Origin of the sequence: Pseudomonas koreensis (assembly GCF_025447595.1) — a bacterium.
Lineage (GTDB): Bacteria > Pseudomonadota > Gammaproteobacteria > Pseudomonadales > Pseudomonadaceae > Aquipseudomonas > Aquipseudomonas koreensis_H.
Genome location: NZ_JAOEJU010000002.1, coordinates 116,187 through 138,960, shown reverse-complemented (window position 1 = coordinate 138,960; position 22,774 = coordinate 116,187). Strand labels below are relative to the sequence as shown.

The following is a 22,774-nucleotide window of genomic DNA, read 5'->3' as shown; positions in this document are numbered from 1 at the left end:
ATGAGCAGTGTGTTGATTCGCAATGCGCGGCTGGTGAACGAAGGGCGCGAGTTCGACGCCGATCTGTTGGTCAGCAACGGGCGCATCGTCAAGATCGCCGGCAGCATCGAAGGTGAAAACGCGACCCGTGAAATCGACGCCAACGGCCAATGGCTGCTTCCGGGAATGATTGACGACCAGGTGCATTTTCGCGAGCCGGGTGCGCCGGCCAAGGGCAGCCTCCACACCGAATCCCGTGCAGCCGTGGCCGGTGGCATCACCAGTTTCATGGACATGCCCAACACCAACCCTGCCACCCTGACCCTTGAGGCGCTGGCCGATAAAAAGCGCCGGGCAGCGATCAATTCGGTGGCCAACTACGGTTTTCATTTTGGCGTCAGTCACGACAATCTGGACACCGTCGCTGCACTCAATCCGAGCGAGGTGGCCGGTGTCAAAGTGTTCATGGGCGCGTCCACCGGCAACATGCTGGTGGACGACCCGCACACCCTCGAGCGGCTGTTCGCTGAAGTGCCGACGATTCTGCTGGCCCACTGTGAACACACGCCGACCATCGAGGCGAATGCCGCGAACCTGCGCGAACGCTTCGGCAACCAATTGCCACCCGACGCCCATGCGCTGATCCGCAATGCCGACACCTGCTTTCGCTCATCGTTTCTGGCGGTGGATCTGGCCCGACGTCACGGCACTCGTCTGCACGTCCTGCACCTGACCACGGCCCGCGAGCTGGCCCTGTTCGAAGACAAACCGCTGACGCAAAAACGCATCACCGCCGAAGTCTGCCTGCACCACTTGCTGTTCGATGACCGTGACTACCCGAACCTCGGCAACCTGATCAAATGCAATCCGGCGATCAAGTCCCAGAGCGATCGTGACGCCCTGCGCCATGCACTGCTGAGCAATCGACTGGATGTGATCGGCAGCGATCACGCACCGCACACCTGGGCGGAAAAACAGCAAGCGTATGAACAGGCACCATCCGGGCTACCACTGGTGCAGCACGCGCTGCCGGCGTTGTTGGAACTGGTGGCGGATGGCGTGCTGCCGATCACCACGCTGGTGGCCAAGACCAGCCACCGGGTGGCGGATCTGTTTGCCATTCCGGATCGCGGTTATTTGCGTGAGGGGTATTGGGCGGACCTGGTGTTGATTCAACCGGAGCCCAAAGGTGTCGCGGTGTCACGTCAGCCGGTTCTGTCGCAATGCGGCTGGACGCCCTTCGTTCAGTGCAGCTTCCGGCATCGGGTCAGCACAACGATGGTGTCGGGGCAGATTGCATGGCATGACCATCGCATCCATGACAACTGCCAGGGATTGCCGCTACGGTTCATGCGCTGAAAAGAAAACCGCCTCCACTCGAGGTGGAGGCGGTTTCGATTATGACGTTACGCTCTCGGTTTGACCGTACCGCAATCCTGACCCAGCCAGACTGCCCGGGTTTCCAGACTGCCCTTCTGGTTGATCCCGATGGCATTGAAGGTGCCATTGGCGACGGTGGTGAACTCACGGTCACTGAGGAACGTGGCGACGCCGGTGCCTTGGGCTTTCGGGCAACTGAAGCGGAATTTCCACTGGTTGCCGACACGCTCGGTGATCTGCTGTTTGCAGCCCGACTGCGGGTCCGCCAGCGGAATATCGTTGGTGGCCACCTGCTGCGGCGTCAGGCAGGCGCGGATGCCCTTGCCGCCGATGTTGATCCCCTGCTTCTCCAGTTCCGCCCGCTGTTGCGGGGTGATCTGGCCCTGAATCTGGCCGAGGATCGATTGCACATCCATCACCTGATCATCGACCTTCACATTGCTCGACGTCATTTCCCACAACCCCGGCTGCAGCATTTGCGCCTGAGCAACCACCGGCAAGGCCAAACCCAGGCCCAGCGCCAAACCCAGCAGACGAACGTTCATTGAAAAACTCCTGATCAGTAGTGGCCGTTAGACGCCGGCCACCAGTTTCGGTTCATGGCTGGCGTTCGTGACTTGAAAGTAATTAGCGACAATCACCATGGAACATGGTCTGTTAAGCATTGAATCTTCAGGAGCAAGGTTGCCCCATGGATTATTTCGGACCGCACATTTTCGGTTATCTGATCGCCCTGATACACACCCTCGGCTCGATCGCCGCGATCCATGCCGTATTGACCGTACGCACCGCCCAAGGCGCGATCGCCTGGGCGCTGTCGCTGATCTTCATTCCTTATCTGACGCTCATCCCCTATCTGGTGTTCGGCCGCAGCACTTTCGATGGTTACATCAAGGCCCGGCGCCAGGCCAACGAACAAATGCGCCAGGCCGTTTCCGAACTGAACTGGCGGCCCTGGGTGGAGGAAGCCCTCACTGCCCGCGCGTCGAACGCCTATGACTCACTACGAGCGATGCCGAAATTGGGTCGCATGCCGTGCCTGGCCAACAATGAAGTGCGATTGCTGATCAATGGAGCCGCCACCTTCGAGGCGATTTTCCACGCAATCGACCAGGCGCGGGAAGCGGTGCTGATCCAGTTTTTCATCATTCACGACGATCGTCTCGGTCAGCGCCTGCGTGACCTGCTGTTGAAGAAAGCCGCCGAAGGCGTAGTGATTCACTTGCTCTACGACCGCATCGGCAGTCACGCCCTGCCCCATAGCTACGTGCAAGCGCTGCGCGATGGCGGCGTCGAGGTCAAAGCGTTCGCCACCCGCAGCGGCTGGCTCAATCGTTTCCAGGTGAATTTTCGCAACCACCGCAAGATCGTGGTGGTCGACGGGCTGATCGGGTTTGTCGGCGGCCACAACGTCGGCGACGAATACATGGGTGAAAAACCACCGCTGGCACCGTGGCGCGACACTCACGTCCAGGTGCGTGGCCCCGTGGTGGCCTGCATGCAGGAGTCATTTGCCGAAGACTGGTTCTGGGCCGCGCGGTCATTGCCGCCGCTGATCCTGCCGGACGCGTACCCGGAGGACGGCGTGCTTTGCCAGTTGCTCGCCAGCGGTCCGGCGGATGCCTACGAAACCTGCTCGCTGTTCTTCGTCGAAGCCATCCACGCCGCCACCGAGCGCGTGTGGATCACCAGCCCCTACTTCATTCCCGACGAAGCCGTGTTCGCAGCATTACGCCTCGCAGTGTTGCGCGGAGTTGACGTGCGCCTGCTGCTGCCTTCGCGCCCAGACCATCGCATCGTCTACGCCGCCTCCAGCCTGTACGCTTTCGAAGCGGTGCGCGCCGGCGTGCGGGTATTCCGCTACGAGCCGGGTTTCCTGCATCAGAAAGTGGTGTTGATCGACAGCGAAATCAGCGCCATCGGCAGCGCCAATCTGGACAACCGTTCGTTCCGGCTGAATTTCGAGGTGATGCTGCTGACCGTCGACAGCGAATTCGCCGCCAGCGTGGAACAGATGCTGAACGATGACTTCGCTCAGGCCTACGAAGTCGCCAAAGAAGAAAGCCGGGAGATCCACCGCCTGCAACAGGTCGGCATGCGGATCGCCCGGCTGATTTCGCCGATTCTCTAGGTTCAAGGGTTGTAGATGTCGTCCCTCGTCCACGGCAGTTCATGGCTGCCGTCAGCATGGGCCTTCACGGCGAGGATCTGGTGCAGATTGATCCAGCCGCGGGCGAACGCGTAAGCGCAGCCCGCGAGGTACAGACGCCAGATGCGCAGCGCCTGGTCCGGGACGAGTTTCGCGGCGGCTTCAAGGTTGTCCTCCAGCCGTTCGCTCCAGTGATCCAGCGTACGCGCGTAGTGCAGGCGCAGACTCTCGACGTCGACGATCTCCAGACCCGCCTCACTGATCTCGGCCGAGATCATCGCCAGGTGCGGCAACTCGCCGTTGGGGAACACGTACTTCTCGATGAAATCCCCGGCGCCGCGTCCCACCGGACGGCCATCGGTGTGCTTGGCGGTGATGCCGTGGTTCATCACCAGGCCGCCCTCTTTCACCGCGCCGAACAGGATCCTTGCGTATTCGGCGAGGTTGGCGTGGCCGACGTGTTCGAACATTCCGACGCTCACGACTTTATCGAACCGACCGTCCTGCGGCAGATCGCGATAGTCGAGCAACTGTAGTTCGATCTGCTCCTCAAGACCTTCATCCTTTACCCGCTCTCGAGCCAATGCCAGTTGTTCCTTGCTCAGGGTGATGCCAAAAACCCTGGCGCCGAACTCCCGCGCGGCAAAACGCGCCAACCCGCCCCAACCACAGCCGACATCCAGCAGATACTCGCCGGGCTGCAAGCGCAACTTGCGGCACAAATGGCGAAACTTGGCTTCCTGAGCCTGCTCAAGCGATTCGCTACCGGTTTCAAAATACGCACAGGAATAGACCATGTTGCTGTCCAGCCACAGCTGATAGAACGCGTTGGACAGGTCGTAATGGTAGGAAATGGCTTTGGCGTCGGTTTCCTTGTCGTGCACGGTACGCACCGGCTGACTGTCCACGTCCCCAAGCAAGGCTGTGCTCAATTCATCGCAAACCCGGATGACCTCGCTGATAGAGCCTTCGAGTTCGAGTTTGCCCTCGACGAACGCCGCCCCCAGCGCGTCCAGGCTTGGATGGGTGAACTGGGTGACCATCTGCGGGTCCTTGACCACGATGGTGACGCTGGGCGTCGGGCCCAGATTGAATTCATGGCCGTCCCAGAGTCGCAGACGAAGCGGAAGCTGCAGATTCTGTAAGGCCGGTGGAAGTTGCGCGAGCATGGAATATCCCCCTGGTTTCAGACGTCTGATCTGAGGGTAGACCATCCTTGAAAATTAGCAGGCTATCGATTTGATAGCCGCCGACTATCAGCCGCAGAGGCTGTAATGACGCTGTCATCCTTGCTTCAGTGCGCCTTCTCAAAAGACTTCGAGAGCGGCGCACAGTTCGAAAAATGATCAGTCCGGCGCCTTCAGCTTCAACAGCGGCTCCTGAAAACGCAGCAGGCGACCGGCATTGCCCAGCACCAACAACGTGCTCAGGTTGTGCAGCAATGCAGCGATCATCGCGCCCGCCGCACCGAGCCAGCCGAAAGCCGCGAATACGACGATGGCCAGCGTCCAGCCCAGGCCGATGATCACGTTTACCTGCAAGGTCCGTCGGCACTGACGGCTGAGGCGCACGCAGGTGCCGAGCCGACGCAGGTCACTGCCGATCAGCACGATGTCGGCCGAGGCCAGCGCAATGTCGGCACCGCCCGCTCCCATCGCCACACCGACGACGCCCGCTTTGAGTGCCAGCGAATCGTTGATCCCGTCGCCGACCACCATCGGCCGGAAGCCGTTGTCGATTTCCTTGAGCACTCGGTTGAGTTTGTCTTCGGGCAACGCCTGGGCTTCGACTTCGTGCAGGCCGACTTCCTGGGCCAGGGTCTGCGCGACGCTTTGCCGGTCACCGGTCAACAGCAGTTGCCGCCCCAGCCCGAGGTCACGCAATTCACCCAGCGCAAATCGCGCTTCCGGTTTGACGGTGTCGGCCAGCAACAGCCAGGCAAGAAATTCGCCGTTCAGCGCCAGTCCGGCAATCGGGCCATCGTGTTCGGGGATCGCCGTGGTCGGGATGCCCAGCTGCGCGAACAGCTCCGGACGCCCGAGTGCTGCTTCGCCTTGCGCGGTTTTGGCCACTACGCCCAACCCCTGCCGCTCGTGAATGTCGGTCAGTACCAGCACCTCTTCCGCGCTGACCAATCCGGCCAGCGCGCGGCTGACCGGATGGCTGCTCGCCGCACCCAGACTTGCAGCCAGCGCCATCACCGCCCCGTGATCCGCTCGCGGGCTGTTGATCGACTGCAAGCGCAGCGTGCCGTAAGTGAGGGTGCCGGTCTTGTCGACCACCAGCGAAGTGAGGTCGGCCAGTTCCTCAAGGAATGCCGAACTGCGGATCAGTATCCCGTGCCGAGCCGCCACCGCCACCCCGGCAATCGCCGTGGCCGGTGCCGACAACACCAGCGCGCATGGGCATGCCGCCACCAGCACCGCGAGCATCGCCTGTGCATCGTTGGTGATGAACCAGGTCACCGCCGCGAGCAGCAACACCAGCACCATGTAGCTGCCGGCATAGCGTTCGAGCAAACGGGTGATCGGCGGCTTGGAGCGTTCGGCGTTCTGCATCAGCGCGATGACCTTGCCGAGGGTCGATTCATCCCCGGTACGGGTCACTTCAATTCGCAGCAACCCGTCGAGGTTGATCGTGCCGCCGAACACCGCCATGCCGACACCCGCCTCGACCGGCACCGACTCACCGGTGATCGACGCCGTATCGAGGCTGGCCTGGCCGGATAAAATCCGACCGTCCGCCGGCACCCGATCCCCGGCGCGCACTTCGACTTTGTCGCCAGCCTTGAGCGTGCCGTTGTCGACTTCGATGATCGAGCCGTCCGCCTGCACCTTGCGCGCATGGCTGCGCGTGAGTTGGCCGAGAGCATGAATCGCTTCCTGGGAACCGATCACACTGCGCTCCTCCAGCACATGGCCGAAGATCATGATGATCGGCAAAAGCGCGGCCGTGAGCAGATCGCCCGTGGCCCAGGCCCCGATCATCGCCAGGGCGATCAACTGATCGGTGATGCCGTGCAGGCTCGGATAACGCAGGCTGAACCACGCCGAGCGCATCACGGGCACCGCGACTAATAAAGAAGCGAATCCGAGCAGCAACTGACTGACGCCAGTTTGCTCCGGCATCAGCCAGCGCCAGATCAGCCCTAAACCGAGCAAGCCGAGGGCAAGCATCGCCAGGGTCAACTGGCGGGCGGCGCGGCGTTGTTCGGCCGAGGACAACAGGCTCGGAGTTGAGGTGGTGGCAGTCATTTGCTGGCTCCCTGAATGATCAGGCGTGAATCGTCTTTCGGATCGACCGTGGTCACCGAACCGGCCTGACCGAGAATCTTCGGCATCCGCTCGCGGTACAGACGCAACAGCATTTGCGGGTCAGTGCCCTGCTGTTGCGCCTTGGCCAGGCTCAACACCGTCGCCGTGTCGGCGGAGGCTTTGGCCAGCCGCTCACCGGCCTGGGCATGGGCGACTTGCAGCGTGCGGTCGGCCTGCTCGTTGGCGGACTGAGTGAGTTTTTCGGCCTCAGTGCGGGCATTGGCGACTGCTTTGTCGGCTTGCTGGCTGGCAGTGAGGACGGCGTTGAACGCACTGACCGCAGGTTCCGGCAGACTCGATTGCACATCAACCCGCGCCACTTCGATGCCGATGCCCTGCCCGCTCGCCTTCAACTCGGCGAGACGACGGTTGATGCCTTGCACCAGATCGCCACGCAGCCGTTCGCGACGTTCGGCGGCCTGATTATCAGCGCCGATCAACTCCGGCCGCGCCACCAGAATGGTGTCCAGATCTCGCGCCGCCGTCAGTGCCACTGCGCTACGCGTCACCAATCGATCCAGCGCCGGCAGCACATGTTCGCCTTGCAGCACGAAGTCATAGGGATCGGTGACCTTGTAGAACACCCGCACATCCAGCTGCACAACACCGGCGTCACCAGTAAGCAGATATCCGGAGCCAGCCAGCGCATCACTCAGCGGCGTGGCGAAGGTGGCGACGCGATCCGCCTGCAAGGCCTGATCGCTGCGCAGCAGATTTTCCACCCGCCGCTCGATGACCCGATCTGCCGCCGGCAACAAAACCACCTGTTCGAACGGCTGCGGCCAGGCCAATAACAAGCCGGCATTCTGAATGCGGTCCAGCGCTCCGAAATGCAAAACCACCGCGCGGTTTTGTGGGTCGATCTGCCGGACATTGGAAAACGCCCAAGCCAACGCCGCCAGCACTGTCACCGCGTACAGCGCGAAAAACGCCAGACGTCCCGCTTGAATCCACGGACTGTTCAGCGAATGTGTTCCACGTGGAACTTCATTCATGGCTGCGATCCGCTCTTGCTGTCGAGATTCGGTGGCCCGTCGACCAACACCCGGAATGGCGCGGCGTCGGTGCGCAGGATCAGTTTGGTGTCTGGCGAAACGATGGTGCCGAGGGTGTCCAGCGAGCGCAGCAAGTTGTATAGCTGCGGCGAACCGGCGTAAGCACGTCCGTAAATCTGCGCCGCTTCCACCCGCGATTGGGCTTCGATATCGGCGGCTTTCACCGTGGCATCGGCTTGTACGATTCGCGCATCGCGTTCGGCGGCGGAGCGGATTTGCGCCGCTTCACGTTTGCCGATGGCGGTGCGTTCGGTGGCGATGGTTTCACGCTCGGCACGCATCCGGTCGACCGTTGCGGTCAGGGTCACCGATGGCAATGTCAGACGCTCGATGCCCACCTGCACCACGCGCACGCCGTAAGTCGCGAGCAGTTGCTGATCGATTTGCTGACGCAACTGCGCTTCAAAATCGGCGATGCGAACCTGGCTTGCATCAGTATTCACCAGATTCGCCAGATCGAAACTGCTGGCCGTGGTTTCCAGCGCCGAGCCGACAAACGTCCGAATCTGGCGCGCCGCTTCGTCCGGCTGATTCTGCACGGCGCGCATGAAGCGTTGCACGTTGTCGGGATCGCCCTGCACCTGCCAGGCCACGTACGCCTGAACGATGATGCGCAAACCGTCGCGAGTGCCGACGTCCTGCAAACCGCTGGAAGTCGTGCGTAAACGCAGATCCACCGGAATCGCCGCTTCGAACGGTGCCGGCCAACGCCAGCTCAGACCCGGTTCCAGCAACACGCGGGACGGATTGCCGAAACGGGTGATGACCGTGGCTTCACCAGAGCGCACTTGCACCAGGCTCGCCGCCGCGATGGCGAACGCCACCAGCAACGCTGCCCAGCCCATACGTCTCCACGGAAAAGGCCCCGCCTCTTCCGGCGCACCGTGGTGATGGTGATGATGCCCGTGATGGTGATGACCGCCGCCATGAGCATGATCGTGGCCGCTGTGGTCATGGTGATCGTGAGTGTGCGACTGGCTCAATGGGTGGCTCCTGGCTGAGCGGTGGTGCGCGCCGGATCTGCCGGCAGCGTGAACGTACGCAGGTCGATGGTCGGTGCGTTACTGCTGCCGCCCAGGCGATGGTCGAGTACCAGCAGTTTGGCTTTGCTCAAACCCTGGCTGAGTTGGCTGAGGTATTGCTCCAGCACGAAGGCCTGGCCGGCGCTGGCGTAGGCCTTTTGTTCGGCGCTGAATTTCAGATCCGCCGCCCGGGCCGTGGCGTTGATTTCATGGGCGTTAGCACTGGCCTGATCCCGCGCGAGGCTGGCCTGCAACTGCGCCTGATTACTGGCTTCGGCAGCAGCACCGCGCTCACGGGAGATCAACGCCTGAGCGCCGATCTGCGCGGCTTGCACGCTGTGATAGGCATTGGCCGCCCCTGCCGGCGGGTGAATCGCTTCGACCACCGTGGCGAGAATTTCCACGCCGCTGTCGAGCTTCTGCAGATCGCTTTGCACGGCGCGTCCGATTTCTTCGGCGAGCCCGGTCCTGTCCTCGCCGAGCAATCCGTCGAGAGTGCGCGAGCCAAAGTCATGCACCAGAATCCGGCTGGCGGTACTGCGGATCAGAGTAGGCACATCGGCACTGTTGTAGGTCGCGGCCAGCGCGGCCTGATCCGTCAGGCCGATACGATAGACGAAGCGCACGTCCATGTTGACGATCTGAAAGCTCTGCTGATCGCCACGGCTGCTGGCGATAACCTGGGACTTGTCATTGACGTGGCTGGCGTCCCACAGACGGTTGGCGGTGAATGGCGCCGGGCCTTCTGCCGGGTCCAACTGCATGGGCGCCGGGTTTTCGCCGACGCTGGTCGCAAGCTCATGCACCACACCGTTTTCAACATTCAGCACACGCCCCAGCGGCCAGGGTAAACCGGCGTGTAAACCCGGCCCGAAAACCTGCACCGGCTTGCCGAAGCGTTCGTAGATGCCACGGCTTTGCATCGGTATTTCGTGAATACCGGTAAGCAGCCAGCCCACCGCCGCCACCAGCAACAGCACCGGCAAGAACGCGCGACGCATGTAACTGAAGGCCCAGATCTGACGCAGATCGATGCCGAAGCGGTTGTGCAATTCGTGCTGCAACGCGAGCAACGGTTGTGGCGGCCAGCGCAGCAGGTCGGCGACGAAACTGCGCGCAAGCAACGCCGGTTCGAGTTGTTCGCGGCGCGGGCTGAACAGCGACAGCAGCGCACGCAACAGTAATTCCAGAGCGACCAGACCCGGCAGAAGGCCCATCAACACCGCCAGACGTACCGGCCAGATTGCACTGTCACTGGCGAACAACAGACACAACGCGCCCAGCACCAGACTGATGAGTGCCACCCGCGTTAGTTGCGCCAGCACCCCGGCCTCGGGCCATTGCGCCGGGTTTTCCTGCGCCAGCTGTCGCTCCAGCACCAGCAGAGCGAACGCCAGCAGCAGAGCTATGGCCGCGCCGACCGTGGCGGACAACCCCACACCCGCCGCCGACAGCGTCAGATTCCACATTTGCTCGATGCTTAACAGCACCAGCACCGACCACCCGCCCAGCCACAATGTGGGCGCGCCGATCTGCCCGAGCAGGTGCAGACTGCGCTGGCTCATGCGATCCAGCAGCCGCTCGTACCAGCCTTCCGGCGCAGGTTCCTCAGCAGCCGAAACCGGCACGACGGGATTGATCACCTGCGCTCGCCATTGCGTCACCCACACCGCCGATTGCAGTCCGGCCACCAGCACCAGCAACGCCGCGCTCTGATTGACCAGCAACGCGGGCCAAAGCGATTGCGGCGCAAACAGCCCGACAAAAAACGCCAGCACCCACCCTGCCCCGGCCAATGCGCCCAGACCGATCGCCAGGCGACGCAAACGCCGGCCCTGCGTTGCCGCTTGCTGAAAGCGCGGCAACCCGGTCACCGGCGTGCCTTCATCCAGATCGACTTGCATATCCCCCCAAAACCCTTGGCTCACTGCACATATCGTTACGATATAACAAAAGTCGTGAAATATTTGTACTCATTTGCGCCATTCAAAGATGCGCAACCTGTCGCTTGCCTGAAGCCTTGACCGAAATGTCTGGAAACGCACATATTACGTTCATAATTTTCAGTGCGAACTACTTTTACCGATTCGCATCCTTCAGCCAGGAGTAAGAGCATGAGCAACTATGACGTGGTGATTCTGGGCGGCGGCCCCGGCGGTTATAACGCAGCGATCCGCGCTGGCCAGCTGGGCCTCAAGGCCGCTTGCGTCGAGGGCCGCGCCACGCTGGGTGGCACCTGCCTGAACGTCGGCTGCATGCCGTCCAAGGCGCTTTTGCATGCGTCAGAACTCTACGAAGCGGCGCTGGGCGCGGAGTTCGCCAACCTCGGCATCGAGGTCAAACCCACGCTCAACCTTGCGCAGATGATGAAGCAGAAAGATGAAAGCGTGAGCGGCCTGACCAAAGGCATCGAATTCCTGTTCCGCAAAAACAAGGTCGACTGGATCAAGGGCTGGGGCCATATCGACGGTCCCGGAAAAGTCAGCGTGACCGGTGATCAGGGCAGCCGGATCGAGCTCACCGCCAAGGACATCGTCATCGCCACCGGCTCCGAGCCCACTCCCCTGCCCGGCGTGGAAATCGACAATAAGCGCATCCTCGACTCGACCGGTGCGCTGTCCTTAAGCGAAGTGCCCAAGCATCTTGTTGTGATCGGCGCAGGCGTAATTGGCCTCGAACTCGGCTCGGTCTGGCGCCGGCTCGGCGCGCAGGTAACGGTGGTGGAATACCTCGACCGCATCTGCCCCGGTGTCGACGGCGAAGCCGGCAAAACTCTGCAACGCTCACTGACCAAGCAAGGCATCAGCTTCAAGCTGAGCTCGAAAGTGACCAGTGCCACTTCCTCGGCCACTGGCGTACAGCTCAGCGTCGAACCCGCCGCTGGCGGCAGCGCGGAAATCCTAGAAGCCGATTACGTGCTGGTGGCCATCGGACGTCGTCCGTACACCCAGGGCCTGGGCCTGGAAAACGTCGGCCTGAGCACCGACAAACGCGGCATGCTCGCCAACAAACAGCATCGCACCGAAGCGCCCGGCGTGTGGGTGATCGGCGACGTGACGTCCGGGCCAATGCTCGCGCACAAGGCCGAAGACGAAGCCATGGCCTGCATCGAACAGATCGTCGGCAAGGCCGGTGAGGTCAATTACGACCTGATTCCCAACGTGATCTACACCCGCCCGGAGCTGGCCAGCGTCGGCAAGACCGAGGAGCAGCTGAAGGCCGAAGGCCGGGCGTACAAAGTCGGCAAATTCCCGTTCACCGCCAACAGCCGGGCGAAGATCAATCACGAGACCGAAGGCTTTGCCAAAGTCATCGCCGATGAGCGCACCGACGAAGTCCTCGGCGTGCACCTGGTCGGCCCGAGCGTCAGCGAAATGATCGGCGAGTACTGCGTGGCCATGGAATTCAGCGCCTCGGCCGAAGACATCGCGCTGACCTGCCACCCGCATCCAACCCGCTCCGAAGCGTTGCGTCAGGCGGCGATGAATGTCGAAGGGATGGCGACGCAGATGTAAGCACTGTGCTAATACTTCCCGCGCAATGCGGGAAGTATCAGGTCGGCAGATGCCCCAGCGGCAACGCGCCGGGTGTCTTCACCGTGTGGATCGCAAAATTGCTGCGAATATCGCTCACCCCCGGCAGCTTCAACAGGCACCCGGTGAGAAAGCGGTCATAGGCGCGCAGATCCGGCACCACCACTTGCAGCAGAAAGTCCGATTCCCCGGACACCAGAAACGCCGAAATCACCTCAGGCAACGCCATCACCGCCCGATGAAACGCCTCGGCCTGTTCGTCGTTGTGGCGCTCGACCTTGACCCCGACAAACACCGTCAGCCCCAACCCCACTTCGTCGCGATCCAGATTGGCCTGATATCCGCGAATCACCCCGGCCTCCTCCAGCATGCGCACCCGACGCAGACACGGCGATGCCGACAGACCGATTTCGTCGGCCAGCTGCACATTGCTCAGACGCCCGTCCCGTTGCAGCGCGGCGAGAATCTTGCGGTCGAAGGCATCCAGTTTCATGGTTGGCAGATCCCGATGATTTAAGCGGTAAAAGATCGCAGATTATGCCAATTCAGCGGCCTTTAGAAGCTGACTACGCAACCACCTGCCCTGCTCTTCGGCCCTAGACTGAGGCGACCGAATCGACAACGAAAGGGGTGCGACATGGCGAGTCTCTGGCTGTTTTTCCTGGCATTGGCGGTGGTCTATCTGCTGCCCGGCCCGGACATGATCCTGCTGTTGCAGACCGGCGCCCGCCAGGGTCGCGGCGCAGCGCTGGCCACCGCAGCGGGCCTGGCGATTGCCCGAGGCTGTCATGTAGCGCTCGCGGCATTGGGGTTGGCGGCGCTGTTCAAGGCGGCGCCGTGGACGTTCGATGCCGTGCGGATTGCCGGGGCAGCGTACTTGCTGTGGATCGGCATTCAATGCCTGCGCACCACGCTGCTGCCGGATCTGAACGCCGGTACCGGAACGGACAGTCATGCGCAGTGGTACGCAGCCATCCGTCGCGGCCTGCTGACCAACCTGCTCAACCCGAAAGCACTGCTGTTCTGTTCGGTGCTGCTGCCGCAGTTCATCGTGGCAAATGGCGCACCGGTTCTGACCCAATTCGCTGTGCTCGGCGCGATGCTGGTGGGCGCAGGTCTGCTGTTCGACAGCGCCTACGCCCTGACCGGCGCCGCGCTGGGCCGCTGGCTGAAACACAGCCCGACAGCCCAGCGAGTGCAGCAGTGGTTGTTCGGCAGCCTATTGATTGGCTTTGCCGTGCGCCTGACCTTCGTTCAGCAGGCTTAAGTCTTGCGAGACTTACGCTGGCGGCGAGTAATCAGCAGCAATGCCACAGCAGTGAAGGCCACGATCGCACCGATCTGAACCGGCCACTTGTACGGCCGCAGTGTCGAACGCACCGAATCGGTCACCTGAGTGACGTAGCGCTTGTCGGCGTTTTCGAAATCCGGGTACGGGCACTGGTTGCCGAAATCGACTGCCCATGGAACGTACGGGCCTTCTTTGACGTAACGCTGATACAACGCGCTCTGTTCTTCCAGGCTGCTGTTCCAGCCGGCAGCGTTGCACAACACAGCGGCAAACGCCTGACTGCTGTGCGGCAGATTGTCGGCCGCACGACTGGCCAGCGCCGTGGCCACAAAGCGGTAGTGGAAACGCTGGTCAGGCTGCGCCTGGCTGGCCTTCTGGCGTTGCAGTTCGGCGTCGGCCACCAGCGGGCCGACTTGCAACTCGGCGCTTTCCAGGCTGAAGCCACCGCCGAACACCGCGTAATCCGGCGCCATCTCGTAACCGAGGATATCCATGCCCCACTCGCGCGCCGTCCACGCCGCGTTGTACAGCGCACCGGCGCGTCGGGTCGGCCACCAGGCGCTGTCGGCTTTCAGCCTTTGCTCGCCGTAGAGGCGGGCCTGATTCTGCAGACTTTCCTGGAAGTAACCGACCGCGTCCGCGTAATGCCCTTCGCGCAACAAACGTCGACCGAGCAGATTGCGCAGTTTTTGCGCCGAGCGATGTTGCTCGTAATGCTCCTGCCCTTCCTGCAGCGGTTCTGGCGGGGCCGGCACGTTCCCGTCAACGAAATGTTTGAGTTCATCGACGGTCAGCACGCGCTCGGCGACTGTCGCAGCGTCGAACCAATAGATGTCATTGCTGCGATACAACTGCACAAAGGCTTGCAGGTATTCGCCACGTTGCAGCGCAAGAATCGCGCTCTCGCCCTCGACGCGGCATTTCGGCTGGACGGGTTCATAGGCCCAGTCCGACGTGCGTCGGTAACCCCAGTCTTCGTTCTGCGGGAAGGCTTGCGCAGCTTTGGCATAGGCTGCGGCCGCAGCATTTTTGTCGCCGTCACGCACCGCCAGTTTGGCTCGCAACCACCACGCGAGCCCGCCGTCACCGGCGTTTTCGAGGAAGGCTTTGGCGCTGGCGTAATCGCCCCTTTGATAATTCATCGCCGCCAGCCGATCCGCGTTGTCGAGGCTGCCACGGGTGCTGTTTTGCAGGAGTCGGGTGAGTTTTTTCTCGTTCGGCGGCTCTTCGCCAAACGACCAGCCCACCCGGCTGACCAGCGAAGCCGTGACCAGTTGCTGCACCGCTTTGTGATCAAGCAACTTCGCCAGTTCTGCGTCGGGCAGCTCGGCCAGCTCATTCATCAATTGCCTGAGCGATGTATTGCCCACTGCTGAACCGTGCAGGTTTTGCGCTTCGTAAAGCTCGATGGCGCCGCTCCAGTCACCGGCGGAGCGCAGGATACGCGCCTCTTCGCCGAGGCTGGCGACACCCAGCTCCAGTGGATCGCTGAAACCGTCGATGCTCATCTGACGAGTCTGACGGAACGCCTCGCGCGAGTGCTCCAACGCGTCGATCGCGTCATCGACTTCACGGCTCATGGCAAACCAGGTGCGGCCCAGGGAGTACGCCGCCCAGGTGCTGCGCAATGGCCGCTGATCGACCGGCAGCGCCAGCAGCTTGTCAAAATACTCGACGGCCAACGGATGATCCCCGGTAGCAAACGCCACGGCGCCGGCCACATACAAACGGATCTCCGCCGGCAGGCTTGCGCCCTGCGCTTCGACCTGACGGGCATCGGTCAAACCACGCAATTGTTTGACCAGCGCCAGCTGCTCGGGAGTCAGACCAGCCTGCTCAGCCTTTTCCCGCGCTTGGGCCAACTCGTGCGATTCGCTGTAGTAGTCATCGGGATTGTGCGTCGCCGCCGTGACATTCTTCAGCCCGGCAATGGTTTTACCGAGGCGGCCGATCTCGAAGTTGAAGTTGCCCTCGGGCAAATCGGCCAGTGTCTGCCCGCGATTGTCGAGCAGACGCAACGGGAAATCCGGCCCGCAGGCGACAGCCGACCCCAGCGGCAGGCTGAGGCTCAGGCATAGCAGATGGCGGGGCCAGTTACGGGTCAACATGCGAACCTCCTTGATCAATATTTGCGCAACGTGCCCAACCGATCGCACGCTGCCCGCCCGCCAACAATCGGCCGTCGCGCAGGCGGGTGAAGGTAAGCAGATCCGCCGTCTGTTGCAACGCATAACCGGCGAGCGCATCGGCACCTTCGCAGCCCCGGGCCTTGATGGTGATGCGGGCGGGCCAGGCACTGTCGAGGTTACCGACGTTACGCAGGGCGATGTCTTGCAGGCCGTTCTGTTCGGTGAACGTCAGGCCGAGCTGGCTGCTCAGTGCATCGCCACGGGCAACCGCACGCAGAGTGCTCAGGCTCCAGGCTCTGCGGTCGTTGGCCAACGGCAGACGAAACCAGATCAGACCGGCCAGATGCGCCGGGCGATCCTTGCGTAATTCATTGGCCAGTAGACCCAGTTGTTGCGGATCGGCGAGCAATTCGCGTCGCTGACCACCGCGTTCGAGCGGCACTTCGCTTTCCACCAGCGGGGCGCCATCGGCATCCGCCAACAACGCCACGCCATAGGCCGGCAGCGCCAGATAAAACGGTTTGTCGGTCACTCGCCCCCAGGCCTTGACCCAGCGCTGTGCCTGCTCGGGATCGAACAGACCGCGACGCGGATCGCTGACGGCATGCACCTGCAACACACTGCTGTCGACGGTTGCCAGCAGTGCCGGCAATTGCGGACTGTCGAGCCAGGCAGGCAACGCGGTGATACTCAGAGGCAGGTTGGCCGGCAATGCGCCGCGCAGGTGAGCGAGGAATTCGGTGTAGGCCGATAGTCGGGCACTGCCGGCGTCATGGTCGATCTCGACCCCGGCCAGCGTGAGTCCCTGGCCTTTCCAGTCAGCGAGCACTTGAAGGATTTGCGCCATGACCGCTTGTGAGTCGAGTGCCTTGAGCTGACCATCGAGGCGAATTACCGCGATCAATGGCCGCGCATCGCGTTTCAGCAACGCAGAATCGACGCGTGCCCGACTCCATCCGGCATTCGGGAAAGCCTGCAACGCCAAGACCCGCAGAGTCGAAAAGTCGTTGCGACTGTCGTTCAGGGCGGGTTCATGGGCCGGCGTCCATTGCCGTTGCCAGACGTAAAGCTGCTGATCGAGCGGCACTGCGTCCTGTCGTTCACAAGCACACAGCAACAACACAGCCACCATGGCTGACCACCCGATGATAAAGCGCATACCTTGCAGATCCCTGAGACATCAGGCTGCAAGGTTACACAAAAGCACTCAGGGCTTGCGGGCAATGATGACCTGACTTTTTGCCACCACCGCATCCAGCGCCTGCTTGATCTGCGCGCCTCGCGGCGAGTCGAGCACCGCTTGCCAGGTATCGGCCCAATGGTTGAGCAGCGGATGATCCGGGTTGCTGAAATCGACCTTGGCCTCCCAGAACAACATCATCCACATCGACCAGTAAAAGCCGTACTGGCTATGGCTGATGATCTCGAGTCCCGCCTCGCTGACCATCGCCTTGAACTGCTCTTCGCTGATGATGCGAATGTGGTTGGGCTTCTGGAAATACTCCGGCGCGGCAATGTCCTTTTGCAGGTCTTCGGAGCTGGGGTGTGGCACGCTCAGCAAATACAGCGCGCCCGACTGACCGACACGCACCAGTTCGGCAAGGAACTGCGCCGGATCGTCAACGTGCTCGATGACTTCAGTGGACACCACGCGAGTGGCGGTGCCATCGGCGATCGGCAGCGGATTGCAGTCGGTCACATGGCATTCGACGCCACGCGCCGGCGTATCGCTCAGGCGCTGGCGGGTCGCTTCGACCTTGGCGCCGTCGATGTCGGCAATGATGATCTTCGCCCCACGCATGCCGCAGAAATGCACGTTGCCACCGTCGCCGCAGCCAACGTCCAGCAAGGTGTCATCGGCGGTCACCGGGAAGCCTTTGAACAGCTCACCGGTTTGCTGGTTGAACCAGCCGCTGAGCATCGCGTCGTGCAAGCCGAGCATATAAGGGTCCACCTTGTCGGCGACCGGTGCGACAGCTTGTGCAGGGGCCGGAGCCGCCGTGAGTTTTTTCAAAAGGCTCAGCATGAGGTGGCTCCAGAGGACGATACGACGGTTCGCGAGGTGGCGAGGCGTTTCACCAGCGTGGCGCCTCGATTGCGCATAGGCATTTCAATAAAGCGGTAATTGAGTTCGCTGAGCAGCACGATCAGGCCACCGGCAATCAGCAGCGTCACGATCGGATGCCCCGCCGGGCTCGGCAGACCGGCGCTCTGCAAACGAAAGGTCAATTCCCGCACCAGTTGATAGGCCGGAATGTGGATCAGGTAAATGCCGTAGGAGCGGCTGCCGATCCATGCCATCAGTCGTTGCAGGCCACCGGCCGGCAGCAGGTAATTGCGGTCGTATGAAGCAATCCACACCAGCATGGCGCTGAGCACGGCGATAGACCCGATGCGGTAACCGGCAAAGGTGAAACGGTCGGTGGCCATGAAGCTCAGCAGCGCTCCAAGACCGACCAGCGCGCACAATCCGGCCCATGGCCGACGCAGGAATACGGGCTCCCAACGGCGGTAACCCGGCTGCACGCTCCACATGGCCAACAGCACACCCAGCGCCAGCGCATCGGTACGAATCACCATCAGCAGCGGCGTGCGCACAGTGAACAATTGCACCGCCACCAGTGCCAGCAACGCCCACACCAGGTGTTTGCGGCAGACCATGATCAACAGCGGGAACAGCAGGTAGAACTGCTCCTCCAGCGCCAGACTCCAGTAGACGAAACTGCTGCCGTATTCGTAATGAAAGAACGCATCGGCAAAACGGAAATTGGCGTACTGCAGCACCCCTGCCAGGGTGGCCTGGACATTGGCCGACCACGTGCCGAACGCGCCTGATCGATTCAGAAACACACACGCCAGCAGCATCAACGCCAGCCACAGCCAGGCCGACGGCAACAGACGAAACACCCGACGCAGCCAGAAATTGCGCGTCTGCTCCCAGTATTCCTGGCGACTGCTGCAGCCACGCAGCGCCGGAATCAGGCTGCGGGCGATGACAAACCCGGATATCGCAAAAAACAGATCAACACCCCACCACGGCTGCGCCCAGGCATGGATCTTTTCAAGCAACGGCACCGGGTCGGTGAACAGGCTGCCCTGCAAGTGATGAAACAGCACCCCGAGTACTGCGATGGCGCGCAGCACTTCGATGTCCATGATCCGCTTGCCGCTCATGACACACGTCCTGCATCGAGCGGTTTGCGGGCGATGATCACCTGACTCTTGGGCATGAACCTGTCGAGCATCTGCTTGATCGCCAAGCCATCGGGCTGCGCCAGTAAGTCCTGCCAGGTTCTGGCCCAACTCTCCATCAACGGTGGATACGGTGCCTGGATCCGGTCGCGCACGGCACCGCCCAAGTCACGTCCGGCAGCCCGTTCGCTGGCCCAGAAAAAGATCATGCCCATGACCCAGAAAAAACCCGTGGCCTGACGATGCTCGATCACCAGGCCGGCATCCTCCACCAGTGCCGCGAAGCGTTCCGGGGTAAAGATCTGCACATGATTGGGTGACTGGTAATAACCCGCCGGGGCAATGCCTTGCTGCAAATGCTCACCGACCGGCGCCGGGACACTGAGCAGGTACAACGCACCGGGACGGCCCATGCGCACCAGCTCGGCCATGAACGGCTCGGGCTGATCGATGTGCTCCAGCACTTCCATGCACACGACCTTGCTCGCACAGCCGTCGCTCAGCGGCAGTGGCAGGCTGTTGCTGACCAGGCCGAGACTGGCCTTGCGGCTCTGCGCTTCGACTTGCCGGGCGAGGTCGCGCACCTTGTCGTGTTCGCTGTCGGTGAAGATCACCGAGGCGCCTTGGCGCACGGCAAAGAGCGTCGCCACGCCCTCACCGCACCCCACATCGAGCAGGGTGTCGTCCGCATCGATGGCAAAGCCCTTGAGCAACTCGCCACTGTCGCCGTGAAACCAGCCGTCGAGCATGGCGTCGTGCAGGCCTACGTCTCGCGGCGACACGCTGGCAGCCAGCGGTTCAGGCGCAGAAACCGGCAAAGAGACCGGCACCGATCGCGCAACCGGACGCAAACGCCTCAGCAATGCGCGGATCATGTGCCCGTGGCTTCCGTTGCAGCGACAGCGCGACACGCCTGCACTTGAGCGAGGAAATCACGCAAACGCTGCTCGGCCACCGCCTGACTGCAGAACGCCTGAAGACTGGCAACGGCCTGCGCCGACATTTGCGCATAACGCCCGGGATCGTTCTTCGCCACCTCATAGCTATCGCGATAGGCCACACAGACCGACGCCCAGTTGGTCATGTAGCGCAACGTGCGGAACGCCTTGCGCGGATCGTGAGGCCAGGCGGTGAGTTCATCAGTGGACTCGACCAGGAAAGCGTTGTCGGTGTTCAGGTAATCGATCATCGCCGTGGTGCGCGGCGCCACGGCCGGTTTGCCGCAAGACATGAATTCCATCAGCGGCAGGCACTGGCCCTCGCCGTAGGAAGTGTTCACCACGTAACGGGTGGCCTGCACCAGACGTTCATAGTCCGCGTCCGCGAGGTAGCCATAAATCAACACGATGCGGCAGCGGTAGGACTGGTTTTTATACAGATGATGAAGAATGTCGCTGAGCGCTTCTTCGGCATCGTGGTGCGTGAGCTTGAGCACCAGCGTCGCGTCCTCGATGTCGCGAAACGTCACGCAGAATGCGCTGAGCATGTCTTCCCAGTTCTTGCGTCCGTCACCGGGATTGAACACCGATGTGTAGACGACACCGTCCAGCAGCAGCTCTTGCTCGCGCACCGGCGCCTGGAAATCGATGCCTTGGCCACGGCGCAGGTGTTTCGGACCAAACGCATTGAGATCCAGCTGACGACTGTCAGCGACCAGCCCCTTGATCGTCAGGCGCACCGGCCCTGTCGAGGGCTGCCCCTGAAGCTGCGCGCCCCTGGCCGCGAAGCGATCCCATACCGGCGCCGGGACCGCGACAATCGGGTAATCGGCGCCCATGGCCTCGCGCACGGCATTGACCGTGTAGCTGGAATGGGTGATCGCCGCGCCGCAGGCCCGGAGCACCGTGCGCCAGTCATTGCGCGGCTCGTTGTCGAAGGGTTCGTTGGGGATGGTGCTGAACTCCCAGGCGAACACCGGCAGCGTCGGGCATGCCAGGTGGATCGGCGTGCGGTGCGGTGGCGAGAACGATAGAAACACGCACGGCTCGCCACGGGACAGGCATTCCAGATACAACGCATCGACTTCGCGCGCCGGATCGACGACTTCCACCACACGCCCAAGGCGTTCGAGTACCGGGCGGTATTCCTTGAGCACGAAGTAATAGCTGTACTCCGAACGCCCCAGGTTCTGCGCGATGGTGTGCTGGTTGGTTTCCGAGTGAATGATGATCAGCATGAGGCGTTGTCCGTCACGGGGGCGGCATCGGCAGCCAGCGGCACGAGGCCGAAAAAGTCCGCCATGCGCCGTTGCACCGGGGCGAACGCGCAGTAGTCATGCATGCGTTCGACAGCGGCGGCAGACATGCGCGCGTATTCCTGCGGCTGCACCTTGGCCATCCGGTAGCTGTTTTCGTAGGCGCTTTTGAGCGAGGCCCAGTCAGGTCGATAACGCAGCGTGCGGTAAATAATCCGCGAGTCCTGAGGCCAGATCGTCAGCTCCTCGCTGGAGCGGACGACAAAGGCCACCGTGTCATCGATGTAGTCTTCCATGGCTGTATGATCCGGAGCGATCACCGGTTTGCCGCTGGACATGAACTCCATCAACGGCAGGCACAGGCCCTCGCAGCGTGAGGCGTTCACGTAGAAACTGGCAGCCTGGTAGAGCCGCGCGTATTGCGCGTCGTCCAGATAACCATGCATCACCAGCACCCGGCAGGCGAAAGGTGTCAGTTGCGCGAGCAGAGTCATCAGTTCGCTGTAGTAGGACGCCAGATCGTTCTGGGTAATTTTCAGCACCAGCGTCGCGTCAGGCGTTTCGCGAAAGGCCCAGCAGAACGCAGTGATCAGGTGGTGCCAGTTCTTGCGGCCGTCTTTGGGGTTGAACACCGTGACGTAAATCACGCCTTCCACCGCGGTCTCGACCACCGAGGAGGTGTCCGGCAAATCCAGCGGGGGTGACTCGACCACAGCCACCGCATGCGGAGCGGCGATGGCCGGGAAACGTTTTTCAAGCCAGGCGTGTGCGCTGTCCGGCAGCAGATCCTGCACACCTTCCCAGTACCAGTGGTGCAGGTATTTCACCCGCTCTTCACCCGCACTCAGCATCCACAGGCGCAGATAATGACGGGCAATGACCAGGCGTCGTTTGAACGTCAGCGGCGGCGGGCGCAGTGCCTCGATTTCGGCCAGTTGCTCGGCAGTCAGCGGCTTGGGCAACAGGTCATCGGCGCAAAGGCCCAGCGTGCGGCTGTCGAAAATGCAGCCTTTGATCGCCAGGGTCGCGCCGGGATTGATCGGCGCACTGACGTGCTGCTCACGAATGGCGGCGAAGTTTTCCCACAAGGGCGTCGGCAGCACGAGGACCGGAAAGTCCTCGCCCATGGCGCGGCGAATCGCACGGGCGGTGTGGCTCGACAACGTGATGGCCCGTCCCTGTCGTGCGAGCATCTGCGTCCAGTCGTGGCGCGGATCATCGTCCCACGACTCGTCGGGGATCGAATCGAACTCCCATGCGATCACGCAGATCGTCGGGCACTCGAGGTCGGTCGGGGTATTTTGCGGCGGCGTAAAAGACAGAAACACAGAGGGCTCACCGGCGGCGAGCAGCTGCCGATGGAGTGGATCGACCTCGGCGCGGTCGGACACCACATGCACCCGACCCAGGCTTTCCAACACCGGGCGATAGGCCTTGAGCACGAAGTAGTAGCTGTATTCGGGACGCCCGAGACTCTGGCTGATGGAGCGGTCGTTGACGTCCGAGTAGAGAATGAAATTCATGGCATCCCACGGT

The 22,774-nt window shown here is 62.1% G+C and carries 18 protein-coding genes; 4 read left to right on the top strand and 14 right to left on the bottom strand.

Features of this window, described 5'->3' with window-relative positions:
• Entirely contained in the window at positions 1-1,338 is a 1,338-nt protein-coding gene (locus tag N8H71_RS04425; protein ID WP_262193071.1) for a dihydroorotase, read from the top strand.
• Between the two features lie 47 nt (positions 1,339-1,385).
• On the opposite strand, the gene N8H71_RS04420 is transcribed toward N8H71_RS04425, so the two are convergent.
• A complete protein-coding gene (locus N8H71_RS04420; RefSeq protein ID WP_007954220.1) occupies positions 1,386-1,904 on the bottom strand; it encodes a DUF3617 domain-containing protein in 519 nt (172 codons plus the stop codon).
• Positions 1,905-2,050: 146 nt separating this feature from the next.
• Here N8H71_RS04420 and cls point away from each other — a divergent pair, with 146 nt between their 5' ends.
• Positions 2,051-3,490, top strand: coding sequence for a cardiolipin synthase (cls, locus tag N8H71_RS04415; protein ID WP_262193068.1), 1,440 nt, complete (start codon positions 2,051-2,053; stop codon positions 3,488-3,490).
• Between the two features lie 2 nt (positions 3,491-3,492).
• Here cls and cfaB read toward each other — a convergent pair whose 3' ends face one another.
• From cfaB to hflK (N8H71_RS04390), 5 genes are all read right to left on the bottom strand, one after another.
• Complete coding sequence (gene cfaB / locus N8H71_RS04410; RefSeq protein ID WP_262193067.1) at positions 3,493-4,677, bottom strand: C17 cyclopropane fatty acid synthase CfaB; 1,185 nt, start codon at positions 4,675-4,677, stop codon at positions 3,493-3,495.
• Positions 4,678-4,854: 177 nt separating this feature from the next.
• Positions 4,855-6,762 (bottom strand): heavy metal translocating P-type ATPase, encoded by a 1,908-nt coding sequence (locus N8H71_RS04405; protein WP_262193065.1) that lies wholly within the window; start codon positions 6,760-6,762, stop codon positions 4,855-4,857.
• Entirely contained in the window at positions 6,759-7,817 is a 1,059-nt protein-coding gene (hflK, locus tag N8H71_RS04400) for a protease modulator HflK (protein WP_064600576.1), read from the bottom strand. Before hflK (N8H71_RS04400) ends, N8H71_RS04405 begins: the two co-directional genes overlap by 4 nt.
• On the bottom strand, positions 7,814-8,860 hold the full coding sequence (gene hflC, locus N8H71_RS04395; RefSeq protein WP_262193063.1) for a protease modulator HflC: 1,047 nt from the start codon (positions 8,858-8,860) through the stop codon (positions 7,814-7,816). The genes hflK (N8H71_RS04400) and hflC overlap by 4 nt, the downstream gene beginning before the upstream one ends.
• A complete protein-coding gene (gene hflK, locus N8H71_RS04390; RefSeq protein ID WP_262193062.1) occupies positions 8,857-10,803 on the bottom strand; it encodes a protease modulator HflK in 1,947 nt (648 codons plus the stop codon). Before hflK (N8H71_RS04390) ends, hflC begins: the two co-directional genes overlap by 4 nt.
• 210 nt (positions 10,804-11,013) lie before the next feature.
• Here hflK (N8H71_RS04390) and lpdA point away from each other — a divergent pair, with 210 nt between their 5' ends.
• Positions 11,014-12,414, top strand: a complete 1,401-nt coding sequence (gene lpdA / locus N8H71_RS04385) for a dihydrolipoyl dehydrogenase (protein WP_262193060.1) — start codon at positions 11,014-11,016, stop codon at positions 12,412-12,414.
• A 37-nt stretch (positions 12,415-12,451) separates the two neighbouring features.
• On the opposite strand, the gene N8H71_RS04380 is transcribed toward lpdA, so the two are convergent.
• Positions 12,452-12,925, bottom strand: a complete 474-nt coding sequence (locus N8H71_RS04380; RefSeq protein ID WP_262193059.1) for an Lrp/AsnC family transcriptional regulator — start codon at positions 12,923-12,925, stop codon at positions 12,452-12,454.
• Between the two features lie 144 nt (positions 12,926-13,069).
• Here N8H71_RS04380 and N8H71_RS04375 point away from each other — a divergent pair, with 144 nt between their 5' ends.
• Complete coding sequence (locus N8H71_RS04375) at positions 13,070-13,699, top strand: LysE family translocator (protein WP_262193058.1); 630 nt, start codon at positions 13,070-13,072, stop codon at positions 13,697-13,699.
• Here N8H71_RS04375 and N8H71_RS04370 read toward each other — a convergent pair.
• From N8H71_RS04370 to N8H71_RS04340, 7 genes are read right to left on the bottom strand one after another with little or no spacing between them, the layout of a single operon-like run.
• Positions 13,696-15,831, bottom strand: a complete 2,136-nt coding sequence (locus tag N8H71_RS04370) for a hypothetical protein (RefSeq protein WP_262193057.1) — start codon at positions 15,829-15,831, stop codon at positions 13,696-13,698. The genes N8H71_RS04375 and N8H71_RS04370 overlap by 4 nt on opposite strands.
• Positions 15,818-17,011, bottom strand: coding sequence for a DUF3142 domain-containing protein (locus N8H71_RS04365; protein WP_262193056.1), 1,194 nt, complete (start codon positions 17,009-17,011; stop codon positions 15,818-15,820). Before N8H71_RS04365 ends, N8H71_RS04370 begins: the two co-directional genes overlap by 14 nt.
• A 48-nt stretch (positions 17,012-17,059) precedes the next feature.
• Positions 17,060-17,878: a class I SAM-dependent methyltransferase gene (locus N8H71_RS04360; RefSeq protein WP_262193055.1), complete on the bottom strand. Its 819-nt coding sequence runs from the start codon at positions 17,876-17,878 to the stop codon at positions 17,060-17,062.
• On the bottom strand, positions 17,872-19,026 hold the full coding sequence (locus N8H71_RS04355; RefSeq protein WP_262193054.1) for an acyltransferase family protein: 1,155 nt from the start codon (positions 19,024-19,026) through the stop codon (positions 17,872-17,874). Before N8H71_RS04355 ends, N8H71_RS04360 begins: the two co-directional genes overlap by 7 nt.
• Positions 19,023-19,919, bottom strand: a complete 897-nt coding sequence (locus N8H71_RS04350; protein WP_262193053.1) for a class I SAM-dependent methyltransferase — start codon at positions 19,917-19,919, stop codon at positions 19,023-19,025. Before N8H71_RS04350 ends, N8H71_RS04355 begins: the two co-directional genes overlap by 4 nt.
• Positions 19,916-21,220, bottom strand: coding sequence for a glycosyltransferase (locus tag N8H71_RS04345; protein WP_262193052.1), 1,305 nt, complete (start codon positions 21,218-21,220; stop codon positions 19,916-19,918). The genes N8H71_RS04350 and N8H71_RS04345 overlap by 4 nt, the downstream gene beginning before the upstream one ends.
• Positions 21,214-22,761 (bottom strand): glycosyltransferase, encoded by a 1,548-nt coding sequence (locus N8H71_RS04340; RefSeq protein ID WP_262193051.1) that lies wholly within the window; start codon positions 22,759-22,761, stop codon positions 21,214-21,216. Before N8H71_RS04340 ends, N8H71_RS04345 begins: the two co-directional genes overlap by 7 nt.
• Positions 22,762-22,774 lie beyond the last annotated feature (13 nt).